We start from the raw sequence: 19655 nt of genomic DNA on the forward strand, positions 1-19655 counted from the left end.
TGATACATAAATGTAGAACAATGTCTGGCTCCACACTCTTTCCATAAACCTGCCATACGTGGTCAATATCAGCTTCTTATCATTGGCATTCATTTTTCACAGATGACTTTGCGCTGGGTGGCGTGGAGCAGGTTAGTGAGCCGCTTTATTTTTTTATGAACGTTATGTCAGTTGACTGGAATTATTTCTGATGCCGCATTTTTTTATTGAAAGACCCATTTTTGCCTGGGTGGTCGCACTGTTTATTGTTCTGACCGGCATATTGTCCATCCCCCGACTGCCCGTCGCACAATATCCGGCGGTCGCACCGCCTGGTATTATCATCTCGCTCAGTTATCCCGGCGCCAGCCCGGATGTCATGAACACCTCTGTCGTTTCGCTTATTGAACGCGAGATCTCAGGGGTGGATAACTTACTCTATTTTGAATCGTCCAGTGATACCACCGGCATGGCCTCAATCACGGTAACGTTCAGGCCAGGTACAGACATTAAACTCGCCCAGATGGACCTGCAAAACCAGATCAAGATTGTGGAGCCGCGTTTACCGCAGGCTGTGCGGCAAAATGGTATTAACGTTGAGGCTGCTAATTCCGGGTTTCTGATGATGGTGGGTTTAAAATCTCCCACCGGCGAATATCAGGAAGCGGATTTAAGCGACTATTTCGCCAGAAATTTGACGGATGAACTGCGACGTGTGCCGGGTGTGGGGAAAGTCCAGCTCTTTGGCGGTGAAAAAGCACTGCGAATCTGGCTTGACCCCATGAAATTACACAGTTATGGGCTCTCTGTTACGGACGTACTCACCGCCGTGAGTCAGCAAAACGTGATTGTTTCACCCGGCAGAACGGGAGACGAGCCTGCGGTCGCGGGTCAGACCGTTACCTATCCGATCACCGTCAGAGGGCAACTTACTTCGGTTGAGGCGTTTCGTAATATCACCCTTAAATCGGCGGTCTCCGGTGCGCGTCTGACACTGGCCGATATTGCCCGCGTTGAATCCGGGTTACAAAGCTATACCTTTGGTATACGTGAAAACGGCGTACCCGCAACGGCGGCCGCTATCCAGCTTTCGCCCGGTGCAAATGCTATCAACACGGCGTCCGGAGTCCGCGCGCGGCTGGCTGAGCTGTCGGGTGTACTGCCTGAGGGAATGGAATTTACGGTTCCTTTTGATACGGCACCTTTCGTCAAACTTTCCATAATGAAGGTGGTGGAGACATTCGTTGAAGCGATGGTTCTGGTCTTCCTTGTCATGCTGCTTTTCCTGCATAAAATCCGCTGTACGCTGATTCCTGCCATTGTGGCACCTGTGGCGCTGCTGGGCACCTTTACGGTGATGCTTTTAAGCGGTTATTCCATCAACATTCTCACCATGTTTGGCATGGTGCTGGCTATCGGCATTATCGTTGATGACGCCATTGTCGTGGTCGAAAACGTCGAACGCCTGATGGAAGAAAAGGGGCTCTCCCCGAAGGAAGCCACGCGGCAAGCTATGCATGAAATCACGCCCGCAATCATTGGTATTACCCTGGTGCTTACGGCGGTATTTATCCCGATGGCATTTGCCGGAGGGTCTGTCGGAATTATTTATCGGCAGTTCTGTATCTCTATGGCAGTGTCTATTTTACTGTCCGCCTTTCTGGCCCTGACGCTCACGCCAGCACTCTGCGCAACGATCTTAAAGCCGCATCATCATGCTTCCCGCAAAGGCCGCGCGTTTTCCGTGTGGTTCAACGGTCGGTTTCATGCGCTTACTGCGTTTTACGCATCCGGCCTCGGATTTGCTCTGAAACGGACCGGACGGATGATGGTGCTCTATGCCGCGCTGTGCATGGCGCTTTTTTTGGGTCTCTCTTCATTGCCATCGTCGTTTTTACCGGATGAAGATCAAGGCTACTTTATGTCGTCAATCCAGCTTCCCTCAGACGCGACGATGCAGCGTACGCTTAAAGTGGTTCAAAAATTTGAAGAGGAAATCGCCAGCCGACCGGCGATTGAAAGCAATATCATGATCCTCGGATTTGGATTTTCGGGCTCTGGTCAGAACTCGGCGATGGCTTTCACCACACTCAAGGACTGGAAACACCGCAAAGGGACAAGCGCACAGGATGAAGCTGACCATATCCAATCAAGAATGGAGAGCGTGTCCGACGCGGTAACCATGAGTCTGCTTCCTCCGGCTATTTCTGATATGGGGACTTCATCCGGGTTCACTTATTATGTGCAAGACCGGGGAGGGAAGGGCTATCAGGCGCTAAAAAAGGCAGCGGATGAACTCGTCCAGCGCGCCAATAAGAACCCGTATTTGAGCGATGTCTATATTGATGGTCTGCCGGAGGGATCAACACTGGCCCTTAACATTGACAGGGAAAAAGCCGAAGCCATGGGGGTCTCGTTTGATGAAATCAATCAAACCCTTTCTGTCGCAACGGGGTCTAACTATGTCAATGATTACATCAATAATGGGCGGGTTCAGCAGGTCATTGTTCAGGCTGATGCGCCGTTTCGTATGCAGCCGGAACAGCTATTGCGTTTATCGGTTAAAAACCGCCAGGGGGAGATGCTGCCAGTGTCCACGTTTGTGACGCTTGCCTGGCATGTCGCGCCGCAGCAACTGAATCGCTACCAGGGTTATCCTGCCATTCGAATTACCGGAAGTGCATCCTCTGGTGAATCTACAGGCACCGCAATGGCGGCAATGGAGGAACTTGCAAAAAACTTACCGTCGGGTTTTGCGGGCGAATGGGCAGGCAGTTCATTACAGGAAAAGGCCTCCGCATCGCAGCTTCCGGGGCTCATTGTACTGTCGATGCTAGTAGTATTTATGGTGCTCGCCGCGCTTTATGAAAGCTGGTCTGTTCCCTTCGCGGTTATGCTGGTTGTTCCGCTGGGGCTGCTCGGCGCCGTGCTGGCGGTCATCGTCGCACAGATGACGAACGACGTCTTTTTTAAAGTCGGTCTGATAACCCTGATTGGGCTCTCCGCCAAGAACGCCATTCTGATCATTGAATTTGCGAGACAATTAATGCACCAGGGCAAAAACGTCATCGAAGCGACCCTCATCGCTTCAGGACAGCGTTTGCGCCCGATACTCATGACCTCTTTAGCGTTCACATTGGGCGTGGTGCCCCTGATGCTTGCCAAAGGGGCAAGTGACAGCACGCAACATGCCATTGGAACAGGGGTGTTCGGCGGAATGATCAGTGCAACGTTACTCGCTGTTTTCTTTGTTCCCGTCTTTTTCGTCGTGATTGTCCGCTTTCTTGAAACGCGAAACCTGGAACACAAGAAGACCCGGAACGATTAATCTCCGCCATCGTTCGTCATTTATTGCATCAAGAGCGCTACCATCGCGATAAGCGCCGGTAGCGCCTGAACATAGAGGATTTTCTTGCTGGCGGTTGCCGCGCCAAACACCCCGGCGATCAACACGCATGCCAGAAAGAAAAACTTGACCTGAAACCCGGCATCGCCCAGCCATAACCCCCACAGTAAACCGGCGGCTAAAAAGCCGTTATACAGCCCCTGATTGGCGGCCAGCACGCGGGTGTCGCGGGCAAAATCGGTGCTCAGGTTAAACGCCTTGCGGCCGGTTTTGGTATCCCACAAGAACATTTCGAGAACCAGAATGTAGACATGGATCGCGGCGACAAGCGCGATGAGGATAGTTGCTAACACAAGTAACCTTAACGGATAAGAGCAGGGTATCTGGAGTATAGATAACGGCATAAAAAAACGAAGAAAAATCACTGCGTTTTAACGTGCGGATGCGGGTTAATAAATCACGTCATTAACCCGACCTGTTTTTAGCATAAGGGATATTTTTTAAAGGCGGGCAACGCCTCACAGGAGCGGGCAAGTGACGCAATGTTTTTAAAATCGTCGACCAGCACCACATTCGGGAGCATCGATTGAATAAAGGTCCACACCACCGTGCTGGTGACGGCAACCTGATCGGGGCGCAGGGCGGCAGCGCCGCCTGCCAGCAGCGTATCCCACTCCCGGCAGGCGGCTAACAATTGCTGGGTCACACGTGCTACCCATGGCTGATGCTGCTTTTCTTCCGGTCTGAGATGGTGTTCGTAAATGTTTTGCACCGCTTTTTCGCAGGCGGCAAGCGCCACCCCCAGCAGGCGAAGAGCCTGTGCCAGCGCGCCAGGCTCCGCAGGGAGTAATTTCTGGTCTGCGCCTGCCAGGGTCTCGAAATAATGCAAAATAAGGGATGAGTCCATTAACTGCACACCGTTATCCAGCAGCAGTGTCGGTGCTTTGACGACCGGGTTAATGCAGGCGAACGCCTCAAATGAGCGAAAAACTGACAGCGGCATACTTTCAAATTCGATGCCATAGAGTTCCAGGGATACCGCAACACGCCTGACGTAAGGCGAGTCCATCATGCCAATGAGTTTCATCGTGATTCCTGCTCCTACACAGCAACAGCCGTTAAGTGATTGACCGCGACACTTGCCCCGGTAACGAAAACAGAGAGACCTTACCGTAAATCGTCGTGGGCGAATATCACGGGTTTCTAACCTTATGTGTTAGTGTTTCTAACATCTTGCGCGGTTATCGCTCAGCCTGTAGACGGCGTTAAAATTAGCGGGCATACCACCATGCGGGTTATCAGTGGCCTCTGTAATAACGCCAGTTGGGTAGTAACGTTAACCTGGTGGCCCTGTGTTTGAGGAAAGCACTATGTCGGATTTCCCCCCTATCGCCAGCCTGCGAAGCTTTGAGGCGGTTGCACGCCTGGGTAGCGTGACGCTGGCAGCAAAAGAGATGAACGTGACCCATTCCGCCATCAGCCAGCAAATCAAAATCCTTGAGGCGCTGGTAGGCGTAAAACTGTTTATCCGCCACGGGCGTGGGGTGCAGATTAACGAAGAGGGGCGGCTCTATGCGCTACAGATACGCGAGGCGTTGAACCACATCTCGGAGGCCACCCGGCTGGTTCAGGTAAAGCCGCGCACGATGGAACTGACGCTGGCGACGGTGCCGTCTTTTGGCAATCACTGGTTGCTGCCTCGCCTGATGCGCTTTCGCGAAAAATATCCCCTGATTTCAATTCGTTTGCAGGCCAGCCTGACGGTGACCAGCCTGCAACAGGAAGGCATCGATATTGCTATCCGTATGGGGCAGGGCGACTGGGAAGGCATGGACAGCCGCTTTCTTTTTTCTGATGAGCTGATTGTCGTTGCGGCACCTGGCTACAACAAGGGCAACTTACCCGCCACACCGCAAGAGGTGGCGAAGAGCGTCATTATCTTTTCGACGGAGTCGTGGAAAAGCTGGTGTCTGAATGCCGGGCTGGAAAAAGAGATTGTGCCTGCGGGATTGCGCATCAACGATTCAAACCTGGTCCTTGAAGCCGTGCGGCTGGGACGCGGTATTGCGCTTGAGCGACGCTCTCTGGTCCGGGACGCTATCGCGCGGGGTGAGCTGGTACAGATAACGGCGTTCACAGCGCCGTATCCCTGGCACTACTGGCTGGTGACCTCTCCACAGGCGGAGAAAGCGCGGGAAATCTCGCTTTTCATCGCCTGGCTTGATGAGGAGATCGCCCTGTGGCGCGAACAGGTGCAGTAAAGCCCGGATTCGCCAGGCGGCGGAGAATTCGCTATCATCCGCTCTCACTTTTTTGCCGGGCAGCCTGATGTCTGAGATTATCGATACCTTTATTGCCCCGCCGTGCCATGACGAGATTGAGATCCTCTGGCAGGACGAACATCTGGTGCTGATCAATAAACCCGCCGGGCTGCTCAGCCTCTCCGGGAAAAACCCGCAAAACCTCGACTCGGTGCATCACCGGCTGGTTAACTTATTCCCCGGCTGTACCCTGGTCCACCGCCTGGATTTCGGCACCTCCGGGTTGATGGTGGTGGCACGCAACAAAGCGATAAATGCCGCGATTTGCCACCAGTTTAGCCAGCGCACGGTAAGCAAGGTATACACCGCGTTGCTGTGTGGGCATCTTGCCGATGACGACGGAGTGATTGACGCACCGATCGGCAAAGATCCGGCGCTCTTTCCGCTGATGTCGATTTGCGCTATTCACGGCAAACCGGCACGCTCCCGCTATCGGGTCGTGGAGCGTTTTTATCAGCAAGGGGAAGACGGGGCGTTACTGCCACTGACGCGGGTTACACTCATCCCGGAGACCGGGCGCACCCATCAGTTGCGCATTCACTGCCAGCACCTGGGTCATCCGATTCTGGGCTGCGATCTGTATGGCGGCCTGACGCTACCGGGCACGGCGCGAACACCACGACTGATGCTGCACGCCAGCGAACTGCATTTCGTACATCCGGTCAGCGCAGCGCCGATCAACGCCTGCCACGCCAGCCCGTTCTGAACAGGAAAGATCCGGATGAGGCGCCGGGAGGATGCCCGGCGCGGTACATAAGTGCGGTTGGAAAGGGGTATTAAACGCTGCGGATTACCACATCAAATCGTCAGGAATTTTGAAATCGGCGTACGGATCGTCTTCGTCCTGCACTTCTTCGCTCAGCGCGCTGTTTAAGACAATGTAACTCTCATCGCGCTGGGCAATTTTATCCGCAACGACGGCGGGGATAATCGCGTATTCGCTGTCGCCGTTACTGTTGGTCACCAGACGCGCGATGGCGAGACGGCCATTGATCAGTTGTGTCTGCGTTGCCTTATCCACAACGACCTTTTTGATAAGGTTATTGTCGGTGAAGTTGAAATCGATATTGCCTTTGGCTATCACAATCCGGTTCATCTCAATAAGCTGCTTCACCTGCGCTTTATATTCTTTTGATAATGCCGCCTGCTTTTGTTGCTCGCTCAGTTGCTTATCGCGCTCGATCTGGGCTTTTTTATTCTCTTCTACCGCCTCTCTTGCCTCACGAGCCTGAACGCGTGATTTCTTGGCCGTTCTCTGGACTTTGGCCATCTTCTTGCTGGTCACTAAGCCTGCTTTCAGCATCTGCTCTTGTAAGGTGAGTTTTGTCATCGTCTTTTCTAACCTGGTAAAGAATTTGCGTGATTATAACGATAATTGTCGCGGATGTAACAGGTGCGCCCGCGCCCGCGCCCGCGACGTTACGCAGCCTAAACCAGATGCTGACATAAAAAAGCCCAGCGGAATCATTTGTTACATTTATGTATCATGCTACTGACTTGAAAACTCGCTACTCTCTCTTCTTGTGAGTATTACGCGACACGTAGGTTTTCAACCTGCTGATTTTAAAATGGAATGCGTGAAGGGCCGCGTGCAAACAACGGCACATATTTCCGTTTTGTGAATGCGAGACCATCGCTGGATTGCCACCTAAGAAGAGGTTTCATGTCTTTACGATCGCTACAGGCACTGTGTTTAGTGAATTTTTTCATGGCGGATGTCAGGGACGGTCTTGGCCCTTTTTTAGGGATCTTCCTCACTGAACATCACTGGCAAACCGACAGCATTGGCTGGATGATGACGCTTGGTGGTCTGGCAGGCCTGCTTGCCACGATGCCCTCCGGGCTGGTTGCTGATGCGTCACGGCATAAGCGGGCAATTCTTATTACCTGCGGTCTGCTTATCACCGCCGCGACGCTGCTGCTCTGGGTATTCCCGACACTCTATATCGTCGGCTTTTCTCAGCTCGTCACGGGCGTGTCTGCGGCTTTTATTGCCCCTTTGCTGACTGGCATCACGCTTGGGTTAACCGGCTCATCCGGCTTTAACCATCAAATGGGCAGAAACGAGGCGTTTAACCACGGCGGAAATATGAGCGCCGCAATACTGGCGGGTGTGCTGGTGTTCTACTTTGGCACAGATGCCGTGTTCATTTTGATGACCGGTATGGCGATTTGCGCCACGATGGCGGTGTTTGCTATTCGCCATGAGGATATTGATAACCGCGTCGCTCGTGGATTAAGCGCCAGCGCGGATCCTGCGGCGCTTCCCAAATTGTCCGTTATTATCACACATCCTGCGGTCATTACTCTCGGGGTCACGCTGCTGCTTTTTCATCTGGCTAACGCCGCGCTGTTGCCGATGCTCAGTATGCGCGTGGCATCGGCGCCGGGCGGGGAGATAAGCGCGGGCGTGTATGCGGCGGCGACGGTTGTCATTTCACAACTGGTGATGATCCCCGTAGCCTTATTCGCGGCGGCCAGAGCGGAAAAATATGGCTACCCGCTACTGATTGCGGCGGCATTAATAGTGCTGCCGCTGCGTGCGGCGCTGGCCTGTACCTCAGCCGACCCGCTCTTTATGATACCGGTGCAGATTATGGATGGCGTGGCGGCAGGCCTTCTGGGTGTTGCGGTTCCGGGCTACATCGTCAAGTTGCTGGAAGGCAGCGGTCATACCAATGCCGGACAAAGCTTTGTCATGCTGTTGCAGGGAGCTGGTGCGGCATTCAGTCCGGGCCTTGCGGGTACTATTGCGGCAAAATACTCCTACAGCGTGGCTTTTGCGGTGCTGGGGGCAATTGCGTTACTGGCGCTGCTTATCTGGACTCTGCGCCGCTTTTTTTATGGAACTCGCGAAGAGCGACGATCTTATTGAGGCGGCGCGAAAGGGAAAATAATGAACAGGGGAGTGAGATGATTTTAACGACCATGCCAGGGCTTATTATTCGGCGTTTTCACCGTAAAGACGCGGCGGCGTTTTTTGCTTATATGGCATCGCCGCGTGTGCCTTGTTTTTATGATGAGAAAATGCGTTCCCTGGCAGAAGCCGAAGAAGAGGTGGCCAAACGCGCCAGCGATGAGAGCCAGTTCGCGGTGTGCCTTAAAGAAAGTGACGCGCTTGTGGGGCATCTTTTTGCCGATAACAGCGGCGAGCCCGATCCGCATACCTGGAGTGTAGGCTGGCACTTCAACCCGCAGTACGAAGGGCAGGGATTTGCCACCGCGTCGGTGAGCGCGCTGTTTGCTTATCTGTTTACGCAAAAAGAGGCCCGGCGCCTGTATGCCTATGTGGAAGACTATAATCTGCCGTCGCAAAAACTCTGTGCCCGTCTGCATATGCGACAGGAAGGCTGCTTTAAGGAGTTTGTCTCGTTCACAGATGAAGAGGGCGAAGAACGTTACGACTCTACTTTTGTCTATGCGCTGCTTAAAAAAGAGTGGCAAGCAAGGGGCTGAGGTCGCGATGTCGCCTGGCAGTGCGCTGGCTCAACTGTCAGGTTTCCTTGCGATAAATAAGACAATCCGGTAACCGTGTTAATGTATTACCGGATTGTCTGGTCATTAACTATAAATAACAGATGTTATACGGGCATTCAGGCCATTTTAAATACACTGACCAGATCTTTAAGCACTCTGGCCTGTTCATTAAGCATTTCTGATGCTGCCACAGACTCTTCAACCAGGGCCGCATTTTGCTGGGTCGTGGTATCAATCTGACCGATGGCAATATTAATTTGATGCACCCCTTCGCTTTGTTCCAGGCTCGCCTGTTCGATCTCTTTAAGTATATTTGAGACGCTATCGACGTTTTGCACCAGACCATCCATTTTGCCGCTCACCTGGCGCACCATATCCAGGCCGCGGGAACTTTGCTGCATGGAATTTTCAATCAGAGAACGAATATCTTTTGATGAATTTGCGGTTTTTTGCGCGAGAACGCGAACTTCCTGGGCAACGACCGCAAATCCTTTTCCGTGTTCACCTGCGCGGGCGGCTTCGACCGCTGCGTTAAGTGCCAGAATATTGGTCTGGAAAGCAATAGAATCGATCAGACTAATAATGTCAGACATTTTGTCCGCTGAATTGGTGATATTGTGGATCTCGTGGGTGAGAGATGACATTAACTTTTCATTATCTTTGGCCGTGATGCTGGCATTTTCTGAAAGGAGGGAAGCATTTGCCGTATTACTGCCGGTATTTTTCACCGTTACGGAAATTTGCTCCATCGAAGCGGCGGTTTGTTCTACAGAGCTGGCTTGTTCCTCCGTTCGCGCTGACAAATCCCGCGTGCCAGCCATGATTTGAGAGGCGCCCGTCGCGATATTTTCCGCACCACTGCGAATTTCCGTCACAATTTTTCGTAATTCTTGCTGCATATGGGCAATAGCCCCTGTCAGAATTCCCGTTTCATCTTTAGAGGTGATGACAATATCGGTACCCAGATCGCCCTCTGCAATACGGGTTGCTGCGCTTACAGCATGATTGATAGGGCGGACAATAGCACGTGAAATCAGAATAGCCATGATGATACCAAGGGCCAAACAGATCAGTGAAACAACGATCATGGTCGCCTTGCTCACGGCATAGTCACCGAGAAAACCCGTATAGGATGTCTGCATTTCATTACGTTGCAGATCGATAAATTCCATTATTTTCCCCTGATACTGACTTTCATAAGCGCGGGTGTGAGTGGTGTACTCACTGACGGCGGCCTCAGGATCGGTTTTAAGATTTTTTATCACTAAAGCGCGTGACTGAATGTAAGCTGAGCGAAATTCAGATATCTTATTTAATAATAATTGTGAGGGTTCATCGTCTGCTTTTTCCTTTAGCTGTTCATATAACGCCGTTACGTCTTTACTTTTAGCATTCAATGCCTGCAAAAGCTGATCTTTTCTCTCTGGTTCTTTTTCTATAATTGCGTTAAGTAATAACGTTGTCGCGTTATTGACCTCTCTTATGACATTATTGCCAAGGGCAGTCGTTGGATAGTCTTCCGTTACGATCTTGGATATTTTATCTTTGGCTTCATTAAGCCTGAATAGAGAGTTTGCTGAAATAAAAACCATCAAAAGCAATATCACACTAAATGCCAGTAATATTTTATTTTTGATACTTAAACCTTGTGTTTGACTGTTGGTCTTAACTTTTTTCATTATTCTTTCCTTGTTAAATTTGAAGTTATGCCTCTCTGCTCCTGCAGAGGGCATTTAATACACATCGGCATAAAGCCGATTATGCTTAGCTATTGATCGTTAAAAACTAAAAAAATTAAATTATTGATAGTTTATGTCTATTGGAGTTAATTCGATTGATCGATGGAATGTTGCATAAATTTAATGCAACAAATTTATTGAACGATTTGTGCTATTATTCGCAATCTGTATTGAAAAGGAAGAAGTTGGCTTTTAACCGCCGAATTGCTAAGGGAATTTAAAAAGAGACGATCATGATTAGATGATGGCATGGTTCCAGCAGATAAAGAGATGACGCAATGGACATAAGCGATTCTTCACTAATCGCAGTCGATCTGATAGCGCATTGGCCTGCGTTTCGTGCTTTTCCCTCTCTTTTCTGAAATTACCTTATAAAACGCTTCTGTCAGGCGAAGCGGCTACCGCCGCCATTATCTGTCACGCCTGATCATTATTATCAGTCAGACATGGTGGAAAATAAGCATCAGTGACATCCGGATTATCGCTGGCAACGTGTGTCTTACTTTGCTCGCAAAATAATAAGAACTCATCTAAAGGCATCGGCTTTGCATAAAGGTAGCCTTGTTGCAGATCGCACCCCATTTTAAAAACGGTGTCAGCCATGGTTTGTGTTTCAATACCCTCGACGACGATGTTCATACCAACATCGTTTGCAATCTCGATGATTTTTTCTAAAATCACTCTATTTTTTAAACTATGGTCAATACCTTTTAATAAATGCTTATCGATTTTTACTTCACTGAATGGCATTTCATTTAAGATATTTAATGAAGAGTAACCAGAGCCTAAGTCGTCAAGTGACCATAACGCACCTTTGCGGGCGATATCATTCATGACATTTAATATGTACTTCTTATCATAAATAAAAGCACCTTCGGTGATTTCAAATTTAATACTTTTGAAGCTAAGCTTGTTTTTATTGAGAATGCTGTCTAATGTGTCGGGGAATTCAGCATCCATCAACTGTATGGGGCTTATGTTTACAGAAACAGTGATGTCTTTTATCTTATCTTTTATCGCGTGGATATCATTGCTCACGCGCTCTAAAATCCAATAGCCGATTGGTAAAATTAATCCGGATGCCTCAGCAATCGGGATGAAATAATCTGGTGGTATAAACCCTCTGACGGGATGTTTCCAGCGCAGTAAGGCTTCTGCTGAAACCACTTTTCCCTGGCGATTGATTTGTGGCTGATAATAGACAGAAAGTTGGTTTGTTTTTATAGCTTTCGATAACGCATAGGTGAGATACTTCTCGTTAGTGTAATCACCCCGGAAGATGATTAATATCCCAAAAATAAGCGCAACAGAAGTAAAATAGTTTATGAAAACACCTGTGGTCATGATGTGTTCGGGAGGATGAAGTAACTCACTGGTGAAGGAGATATCTGACACCGCGTAGATCAAATAGAATGCAAAGGCAATAAAGGGCATCACTGTTTTTACATAGAACCGCTCATGCCTGAGAAATAAAGCCCCGCCAACCGCGTATACCAACAGGTAAGAGTGGGATGAGCGGGGTATGGCGTCAAGCGGATAATCTGTCAAAGGGATCAAAATGCATACAATCAATATCATATGAGAAAATATAAGCGTGTTTTTCTTTGTGATCCCATTGAATACTATCTTGATGGCATAAAACCCAACAAGAATAACAGATAAACATAATACGGAGATATACGGCTTGCCAGCAAATAGATATGCCGCGCTCCATGCCGCACCGCCTGTCAAACAGATAATACCGGTCAGAAAAAGTAAGAAATATTGCCGTCTTGTATGATTACAGCGGGGTAGTTTTTGAATGTAAGATTCAAAAAAAGAAACAGATGAACTCACTAATGTATGCATGCGATCTCCTGAAATATTTTATAATTGAGAAATAATCATTTTCAGTGCAGACCCTGACAAATACGGATTAAGGGTTTTCTCGTCTCGTTTTTCATATCTGATTCCTTTTTTAAAAAGAGGCAGCGATTGAGTCTACTATACATGATATTTTTTATGCTAATAAAACTGGCAGGTGTGCTGACCGCTAAATTGTGATACTCGTGGTTATGTACCTCATTGAATTCAGGTCTAAGAATGAAAAGACGTTATGTCATCGCAGATGTTTTTACGGATACCCCGTTTGTTGGCAACCCCGTCGCCGTCGTCTTAGATGCACAGGGGATGAGCTCCACGCAAATGCAGCAGATTGCCGCTGAGTTCGGCTACAGCGAAACGACGTTTGTACTGCCGCCCGCCGACAGGGCAAACACGGCGCATGTGCGCATTTTTACCCCCACGCGGGAAATTCCTTTCGCCGGGCATCCCAATGTCGGCACTGCCTTTGTGCTGGCAAGCTATGCGGCTGCGAACGGCGAGACACTGCCTGAGATATTGCAGTTTGAAGAAGCGGCGGGTCTGGTACCCGTTCGTCTGCTCAAAAAGAATGGTGTGATGAGCGGGGCCGAACTACGGGTGCCGGAGCCGTTAACCTGCCGTTCTGAAGTGCGCCCGGAGCAGGTCGCCGCCTGTCTGTCGCTGGAGGCAGACTGCATCAGCACGGCTTTACATCAGCCGCTGGTAGCCTCGGTGGGGCTGCCATTTCTGATTGTGGAGCTCGCCTCCCGCGATGCGCTACGCCGCTGCGTACCGAATTTACAAGGTTTCCGGGCTGTTCTGCCACTGGACGGCGCCGTGTCCATTTATGCCTATACCCTGGACACAACACAGGAAGAGGATTGTGATTTGCAGGCGCGGATGTTTACGCCGAGGATGACCGAAGACCCGGCGACAGGCAGTGCGACGGCTGCAGTGACGGCGCTGCTGGCTTCGCTTCACGCTAAGACCACGCTCTCTTTGCGCATAAGTCAGGGGGTGGATATGGGGCGTGCCAGCCTGCTGTTGGCAGAGTATGACGCCTCGCAGGGCAAACCGGTTGTACGGGTGGGCGGCAACAGTGTGATCACGATGGAAGGGTCGTTTACGCTGTGAGGTCATATCCGCCTGGCATGAGTGCGCCAGGCAGACGCTAAGCGAGAAGGGGACAGTCACCGCAGGCTGCCGCCTTCCCGATACAGACTGATGGGGCGTTACTCGTTGCCCCATTGATTGAGGAAATTCGCGACGTCATCGATACGCTTTTCACTGATACCGGCTTCGCGGGCCATCTCTTGCTGCGCTTCTTCGCTGATCTCTTCGTTATTCATTAAACGGGTGATCAGCAACTGGAAATAGTGCGCCAGGGTATCGCGTTCTTGCTCGCTCACCGGCTTCTCGCTTTCCGTCGAATACTCATCCACGATGTCATAAAATTTAAGCGGTATTTCGTTGTTCATAAGTCTTTCCCTAAGGTCTGAGCCAGTTGATGCTGCCGATGTGGTTTAGATAATAGCAGTCTTATTTTACTGCCCGAGCGAAAATTGCCGGATTAATACGGCAACATCCAAAAGGGGCTGAAAATCGTGCCGACAGGCGGCGAATGGACCCCGCACGAGGTCGGTACAGGGTCAGCCTGATGATGTCAGACTTTGAGCATTTTCACCGTGGCTTCAACGTCAATTTCATCTTCCGAGAAGATTAATGTCGTGCCCTGGAAGGTGGTGATCGCCAGTTTTTTTACCGAGCGCATTTCGCCAGGTTTCTGCGCGGATTTCGGCTTGATGTTGTTCATCAGAAGCCCCACCGACAGCACTGCATTTTCTTTATCGATTCCGGTTTCAACTGGCACTTCTTCGCTGAACACCACGAAAGACTTGATCGAGGCGAGTTTCAGGCGCTCACCTGCAATATAAATGTACTTGCTTTCCGGGATAACTTTGACCGCATACGCGGACAAGCCTTTGTTGTTGGTGGTTGGTTCGAAGGTCACTGCGGCATCTTTCTTGATAAGATCAGGGTTGGCGACCTTAATCACATGAAAGTACCGGTTTTCGCCGTTTTCATCTTTGATAAATCCAAAACCTTTATCTTTAAACCACGTTGTGATTGTTCCGTTCATCGCCATTACCGCCTGATTAATCGTTTATCTACTCAATTTTTGCAGCGCGCAGTGTAAAGCACAATGCCCGCGCAGACTACGTCTTTGGATTAAGTGTGAGTGATAAAGTTGGGGGATGTCGAGGTGATGCGCTAAAGTCTGCGAGTGTGCAGGTTCAGTTACCTTGCTCCTCCGGGAAGAGGGGGAGGGGAACAGACGCCCCCGGGCCTTCCCGGGCGCGCCTGTCAAATCATTTGCCAAGAATATTGTTTACCGCTGTGATGTGACCCGGTTTATCTTTCTGGTTCGAAATGACCTGAATAATGGTGAATTTTTTGTTGGCGACAGCAATTAAGGTTGCCTGAAACACGTCAGTACCGTCCATATTGCTGGTGGCTTCAATGTGATAAACCTTCAATCCCTTCACGTGCTCCGTTTTTTCACTGACAACCTTATAAGAGGGAGAGGCTTGCTTCTGCTGATCTTTAATGGATTTCAGGCCAGTGAGAAAATCATCTTCACTGGCAGCACGGGCCGCCAACGGAATTTCTTCTTCGCCAATAATGAGCACACGTTTAGCCTGTTTATTGACATACATTTTCCCAGGCGTACCGCCAGGAACAGGCTGAACCTCATAGCCCTGTAATTGGAATTCCTGCTTTCCATCCAGAAGAGAGATTGTTTCAGTCGTGGCAGCTTTTTGTTCCGTCGTCTGCACTTCGGCGGCTGATGCCACATTAACTGTGCAACCCAGCGTTACGCTAAAGAATATTGCGGCTGACAGGTTAGATATATTCTTGAACTTCATGGTGAGCTCCTCATGGTGTTATTTCCTTTTTTTAAAAATGCAGGGGTTACAGCGTAGAAGCTAAGTAAGCAGGCAGCAAGGCGGGATAGCATATTCCATTTCGAATTCCTTTTTTATGCCCGAAAACGCAGGTAAAACCACACAAATAAAGGGTGGGAACATAAAGGTAGAGTCTCCTTATCTTTATTGATATGAAAAATAATAATGCAAATTACGAATTATCCTATTGCGCACGAACAGGTGTTGTTAACCAAGGGATGATTTGTTACTTGTTGTTTTTATTGTGGTAAATATAGTTTATAGCATGAATTATCCTTGGTGCTTACTCAGTAACGTCACGGTTAAACAAGATATTTTCCTGATTTTTTCAGAGGCCTTAATTTAATACTGCAACCATTGTGCCCATCCCAAACTGAAATTGCTGCTGAAAATAACTTTGCCGTTTCCATTACTAACAAAGGTAGGTTTACAATCAGAATCTACCATTTGTAAAATAGTGTAAGCATAGTAAGAGGGTACTTTCCTCTTTAACTTGTACATAAACGCCTTCCGGTAGTTTCCGCGAAAGCAGTTTTTCCCATTATAAACAGTGGATGAGTTAATAACGTTGAAAAGCATAACGGAATTGAAAATGGGTTATACAAAAGTACTTTTTTGGCTACTGTTAACCCTGTTTCTTATACCAGCAATCACATTAGGCTTTGCTGAGTACGGGAATAGATCACTCAATCAGGAATACACGCAATTCTTTATTGAGGATGCACAAAAACAACACCAGGATGCCGGGAAACTTGCCGGGTTCCTGCAAGAGAATCCACCTTCAAGCGTTTGCGGCCCGGTTACCGAAGATCTGCTCAACTATAAAAAAGCGGTCTGCGCACCGGGTTCTGAACTCTGGCAGTTCTACATGATGGACAACGTTGCATTCTGGACGTTGATTGCCGGCTGTTTTGTACTGCTGATGATCGTGTTATTCAGCGCGCTGGCCTTCAGAAACCGTAAGAGCCAGTTGTTAAGCCTGATGCTGGCACGGCCATTCCTGATGTTAGCAGGTTCACTTGAAGTGATTGTTCAAGGGGGGATGCTGGTCTGGCTCTCTTTCTGGGGAACCGCCTTCTTCACACAAACCTACTATCCAAAACTGGTTATATTAGTCGGATTGATGGTGCTGGCGGGTATCTACTACATCATCAAAGGCATCTTTAAAAAGCTCCCGCCTGAGGAGAATATCGAAGGCGAAGTCGTGAGCCGCGAAGCCGCCCCTGCACTGTGGTCACGGATTGATGCGCTGGCTGCCAGAGTAGGAACAACTCCGCCTGACCATGTTATTGCCGGTATCGACACCAATTTCTACGTAACAGAAGCACCGCTGCGCGTTAATGACCATCTGTTAACGGGCCGCAAACTCTATGTCAGTATTCCGCTGTTGCGCCAACTGACGCTTGCGCAGGCTGATGGCGTCATGGTTCATGAACTGACTCACCTGCATGAAGGCGACACGGCATCGGGTGCGTTACTGGGGCCAAAGCTGCACCGTTTCGATCTCTATATTGCCCTGATGAGCGAGAATGTGGCCACGCTCATCGTCTACTATCCGCTGTATTTGTATCGCATGCTGTTTGAACTGGCATGGCAACGCAACAGCCGTGAACGTGAGTTCGTTGCCGATAGCAATGCCTCCGCGCTCATTTCACCTGCCGCGATCATCGAATCCCTGATCAAAATTTCAGCGTATGCGAGTTATCGCTATGAAGTTGAGAGGGAGCTCTTTGCCAATAACGCGCTGCATGAGAGTGAACTGGGGATCCGCAAAACCATCGCCGCCGGTTTGCCTGCACATGTAAATTCGCCCGGTTTTATCAGTGCCATGCGTGAACATAATGTGCCGCATCCTTTTGATTCACACCCACCGCTGACTGAGAGGATGCGTAACGTTGGTTTTTCTGTTGAAGAAACCGCCTATGCTGCGGTGGCAGCGGAACTCCCGACGGAGAGTTGGGTTGATTTAATGCCCGTTGCCGACAACATCGAACAGCAGCTTTGGCAGAAATATGAGCGTGATTTCTCGTCTACGCATGAAGAGAGCCTGGCCTGGCGCTATCAGCCCACGGGAGAAGAGGAGACCGCACTGGTCCTTAAGTATTTCCCGAATGTTCCCTTTACGCTGAAAGACGGTTCGCAGGTCGAAATCACCTGGCAGGGCATTGTGTTGCCGAAAACGGCTGAACTGCTGGACTGGGATAATGTTAAGAATATCAACGTCCTCAGAAATTTTGGCCGGGATACCCTGCACGTACAACATGTGCAGCCGAACGCCCACGGCAAAAAACGCAGCAAAATTCCTCTGCCGGGCCTGAAGAAAGAGATTGAGAGATTCAAACAAGTGCTGGCCTGGTACTGGCACCGCCATCAGACGGTACGGTCGCTGCTGCAACAACCCGAAACGGTGACTCAGCACGACGCATAAATAAGCAGTGGCTCAACCCTGTGACAGGGGTTGAGCTACAACTTTTATTCATCATTATTAATGAGCTTTTCGCTGCGTGATTAGGCAAGGCTGTCATGGGAAAAGCCGAGCCTCAGGCGTTTGACCTGCCACTCAGGTCCTCGCGAGTTGGACCTTGAAAGTAGATGCTACTGATATGGCAACTGCGCGGTTGCGTCAGCACGAAACGAATCGTTTCCCAGACCGATCGTCCATTCAAAAGACGTTCCCCCATCCTGGATTGACCATCGACAGACGTCTCTAACCCTGTAAGTTCGAAATCCGGCGGATACAGCCCGGTAACACGGATATTTTCTTCGGACAACTGCTGCGACAGTTTAGTTGTAAACCCGCTGAGACCGTGTTTGCTGGCGAAAAAAGCGGGATGCGCAATTGAGTCCGTAAAATTCGGGACGCCACATGAAGATATTATTGAGATGATATCCGCACTGTCTGAACGTCTTAACCCAGGTAACAACGCCTGAGTCAACAGGATCGAACCTGTCAGACCTGAACTGACGGTATTAATAATTTCTGTGTCAGGCTGATCGTCTAAGCTCCCTGACAACCACTGAGCGGCATTGAGAATTAAAATGTCTATGGGCTTGTCTGAGGTTAAAAGCTGTGAAGAAAACTGAGAAACGGATTCAGATCGGGCTAAATCACAGATATACCCTTTTGCAATGCCGCTTTCAGCAGTGATGATGCTGCAGGTTTTTTGAATATCTTCAGCCCGCCGCGCGCAAAAATCCACTTCGACACCCTCTCGGGCCAGCCACACGCACAGTGCCTGGCCAAATCCTCCACCTCCACCGGTAATAACCGCTCTTTTACCTCTGAGCATCTCCATGCCTCCCTTTCTTAATGACTCTGTGTGGATGTAGATATACAGGAGGAGGGGGAGTGATATCTTTCCGTTCGTGCCATTTGTATAGGAGGAAGATGAATAAGCCGCACCGTAAACTGATTAATGCGAGCCTGGGGAGTAGTAACGTCCGCTGTTGGCTCGGAGCGGTCAAACTGACTGATCTGAAGGTCTGCTATGAGCGAAAAGCGGACATTGTATTTATGAATGACTTTTACATTGCCAAATAAATTATGATTATTTGCCGCTTTTTTCTGGTTAATCACGAACATCTTCATAATCATTAAGTATTTGCATCAACAGTGTTCTTGGTATGTCTTTTGTGGATATTCTGAAGCTGGTACTCAGGCGCGAGGCAATCACAGCGGAAGTGATTTTATTATCATCGTAGGCGATGGTCATATGCTTTCCGATATTCTGTCGGGTCATGTCCGACAACCTTTTGCCACATTCATCGGAAAATCTAAAGATTAAATTCTCTGCACCTGTCTCATCCTTCTCTACATAATCAATTGACTTTACACATCCAGAGTCAAAAGAAGTTTTCTCATTACCGACCGAAAAAAACAAACTCCCTTTTGCTGCAGTCGATGTCAATGGCACAAGCACCGCGAGTAACAACACCCCAAACTTGATTTGCATCTTCTTCTCCTTTTGTTTGTTGACCTGCTCCC

At 49.5% G+C, this 19655-nt stretch carries 17 protein-coding genes; 7 read left to right on the forward strand and 10 right to left on the reverse strand.

The features are described 5' to 3' along the window. Window positions 1-190: 190 nt before the first annotated feature. Complete coding sequence (locus ACS0RQ_RS12165; protein ID WP_271848893.1) at window positions 191-3307, forward strand: multidrug efflux RND transporter permease subunit; 3117 nt, start codon at window positions 191-193, stop codon at window positions 3305-3307. Between the two features lie 20 nt (window positions 3308-3327). On the opposite strand, the gene ACS0RQ_RS12170 is transcribed toward ACS0RQ_RS12165, so the two are convergent. Continuing rightward, window positions 3328-3678, reverse strand: a complete 351-nt coding sequence (locus ACS0RQ_RS12170) for a DUF1304 domain-containing protein (protein WP_271848892.1) — start codon at window positions 3676-3678, stop codon at window positions 3328-3330. Between the two features lie 128 nt (window positions 3679-3806). Beyond that, window positions 3807-4412, reverse strand: coding sequence for a glutathione S-transferase family protein (locus ACS0RQ_RS12175; protein ID WP_271848891.1), 606 nt, complete (start codon window positions 4410-4412; stop codon window positions 3807-3809). Between the two features lie 283 nt (window positions 4413-4695). Between ACS0RQ_RS12175 and ACS0RQ_RS12180 the strand changes: the two genes are divergently transcribed. Both ACS0RQ_RS12180 and ACS0RQ_RS12185 read left to right on the forward strand, forming a co-directional pair. Continuing rightward, window positions 4696-5586, forward strand: a complete 891-nt coding sequence (locus ACS0RQ_RS12180) for a LysR substrate-binding domain-containing protein (protein ID WP_271848890.1) — start codon at window positions 4696-4698, stop codon at window positions 5584-5586. A 67-nt stretch (window positions 5587-5653) separates the two neighbouring features. After that, the gene (locus ACS0RQ_RS12185) at window positions 5654-6352 is read left to right on the forward strand and encodes an RluA family pseudouridine synthase (RefSeq protein WP_271848889.1); all 699 of its coding nucleotides are present in this window, start codon (window positions 5654-5656) and stop codon (window positions 6350-6352) included. An 84-nt stretch (window positions 6353-6436) separates the two neighbouring features. Here the strand turns inward: ACS0RQ_RS12185 and ACS0RQ_RS12190 are convergent, their stop codons facing one another. Further along, complete coding sequence (locus ACS0RQ_RS12190; protein ID WP_041851475.1) at window positions 6437-6976, reverse strand: DUF2058 domain-containing protein; 540 nt, start codon at window positions 6974-6976, stop codon at window positions 6437-6439. A gap of 333 nt (window positions 6977-7309) precedes the next feature. On the opposite strand from ACS0RQ_RS12190, the gene ACS0RQ_RS12195 reads away from it, so the two are divergent. Both ACS0RQ_RS12195 and ACS0RQ_RS12200 read left to right on the forward strand, forming a co-directional pair. After that, window positions 7310-8521: an MFS transporter gene (locus ACS0RQ_RS12195; protein WP_271848888.1), complete on the forward strand. Its 1212-nt coding sequence runs from the start codon at window positions 7310-7312 to the stop codon at window positions 8519-8521. A gap of 38 nt (window positions 8522-8559) precedes the next feature. Further along, complete coding sequence (locus ACS0RQ_RS12200) at window positions 8560-9102, forward strand: GNAT family N-acetyltransferase (protein ID WP_271848887.1); 543 nt, start codon at window positions 8560-8562, stop codon at window positions 9100-9102. 137 nt (window positions 9103-9239) lie between these two features. Here the strand turns inward: ACS0RQ_RS12200 and ACS0RQ_RS12205 are convergent, their stop codons facing one another. Continuing rightward, complete coding sequence (locus ACS0RQ_RS12205) at window positions 9240-10802, reverse strand: methyl-accepting chemotaxis protein (RefSeq protein ID WP_041851472.1); 1563 nt, start codon at window positions 10800-10802, stop codon at window positions 9240-9242. Between the two features lie 477 nt (window positions 10803-11279). Next, window positions 11280-12710: an EAL domain-containing protein gene (locus ACS0RQ_RS12210; RefSeq protein ID WP_271848886.1), complete on the reverse strand. Its 1431-nt coding sequence runs from the start codon at window positions 12708-12710 to the stop codon at window positions 11280-11282. A gap of 234 nt (window positions 12711-12944) precedes the next feature. Between ACS0RQ_RS12210 and ACS0RQ_RS12215 the strand changes: the two genes are divergently transcribed. Then, a complete protein-coding gene (locus ACS0RQ_RS12215; RefSeq protein WP_271848885.1) occupies window positions 12945-13838 on the forward strand; it encodes a PhzF family phenazine biosynthesis protein in 894 nt (297 codons plus the stop codon). Between the two features lie 98 nt (window positions 13839-13936). Here the strand turns inward: ACS0RQ_RS12215 and ACS0RQ_RS12220 are convergent, their stop codons facing one another. From ACS0RQ_RS12220 to ACS0RQ_RS12230, 3 genes are all read right to left on the reverse strand, one after another. Next, a complete protein-coding gene (locus tag ACS0RQ_RS12220; protein ID WP_271848884.1) occupies window positions 13937-14182 on the reverse strand; it encodes a YmjA family protein in 246 nt (81 codons plus the stop codon). A 185-nt stretch (window positions 14183-14367) separates the two neighbouring features. Beyond that, a complete protein-coding gene (locus ACS0RQ_RS12225; RefSeq protein ID WP_041851468.1) occupies window positions 14368-14850 on the reverse strand; it encodes a cold-shock protein in 483 nt (160 codons plus the stop codon). Between the two features lie 223 nt (window positions 14851-15073). Further along, window positions 15074-15631, reverse strand: a complete 558-nt coding sequence (locus tag ACS0RQ_RS12230) for a DcrB/PsbP domain-containing protein (RefSeq protein ID WP_271848883.1) — start codon at window positions 15629-15631, stop codon at window positions 15074-15076. A gap of 631 nt (window positions 15632-16262) precedes the next feature. On the opposite strand from ACS0RQ_RS12230, the gene ACS0RQ_RS12235 reads away from it, so the two are divergent. Next, window positions 16263-18098, forward strand: a complete 1836-nt coding sequence (locus ACS0RQ_RS12235) for a M48 family metallopeptidase (RefSeq protein WP_271848882.1) — start codon at window positions 16263-16265, stop codon at window positions 18096-18098. A gap of 112 nt (window positions 18099-18210) precedes the next feature. Here ACS0RQ_RS12235 and ACS0RQ_RS12240 read toward each other — a convergent pair whose 3' ends face one another. Both ACS0RQ_RS12240 and ACS0RQ_RS12245 read right to left on the reverse strand, forming a co-directional pair. Beyond that, window positions 18211-18960, reverse strand: coding sequence for an SDR family oxidoreductase (locus ACS0RQ_RS12240; protein WP_271849131.1), 750 nt, complete (start codon window positions 18958-18960; stop codon window positions 18211-18213). A 279-nt stretch (window positions 18961-19239) separates the two neighbouring features. After that, a complete protein-coding gene (locus ACS0RQ_RS12245) occupies window positions 19240-19623 on the reverse strand; it encodes a SecDF P1 head subdomain-containing protein (RefSeq protein ID WP_222555970.1) in 384 nt (127 codons plus the stop codon). Window positions 19624-19655: the final 32 nt, after the last annotated feature.

Origin of the sequence: Phytobacter diazotrophicus, from assembly GCF_052061655.1 — a bacterium.
GTDB lineage: Bacteria > Pseudomonadota > Gammaproteobacteria > Enterobacterales > Enterobacteriaceae > Phytobacter > Phytobacter diazotrophicus.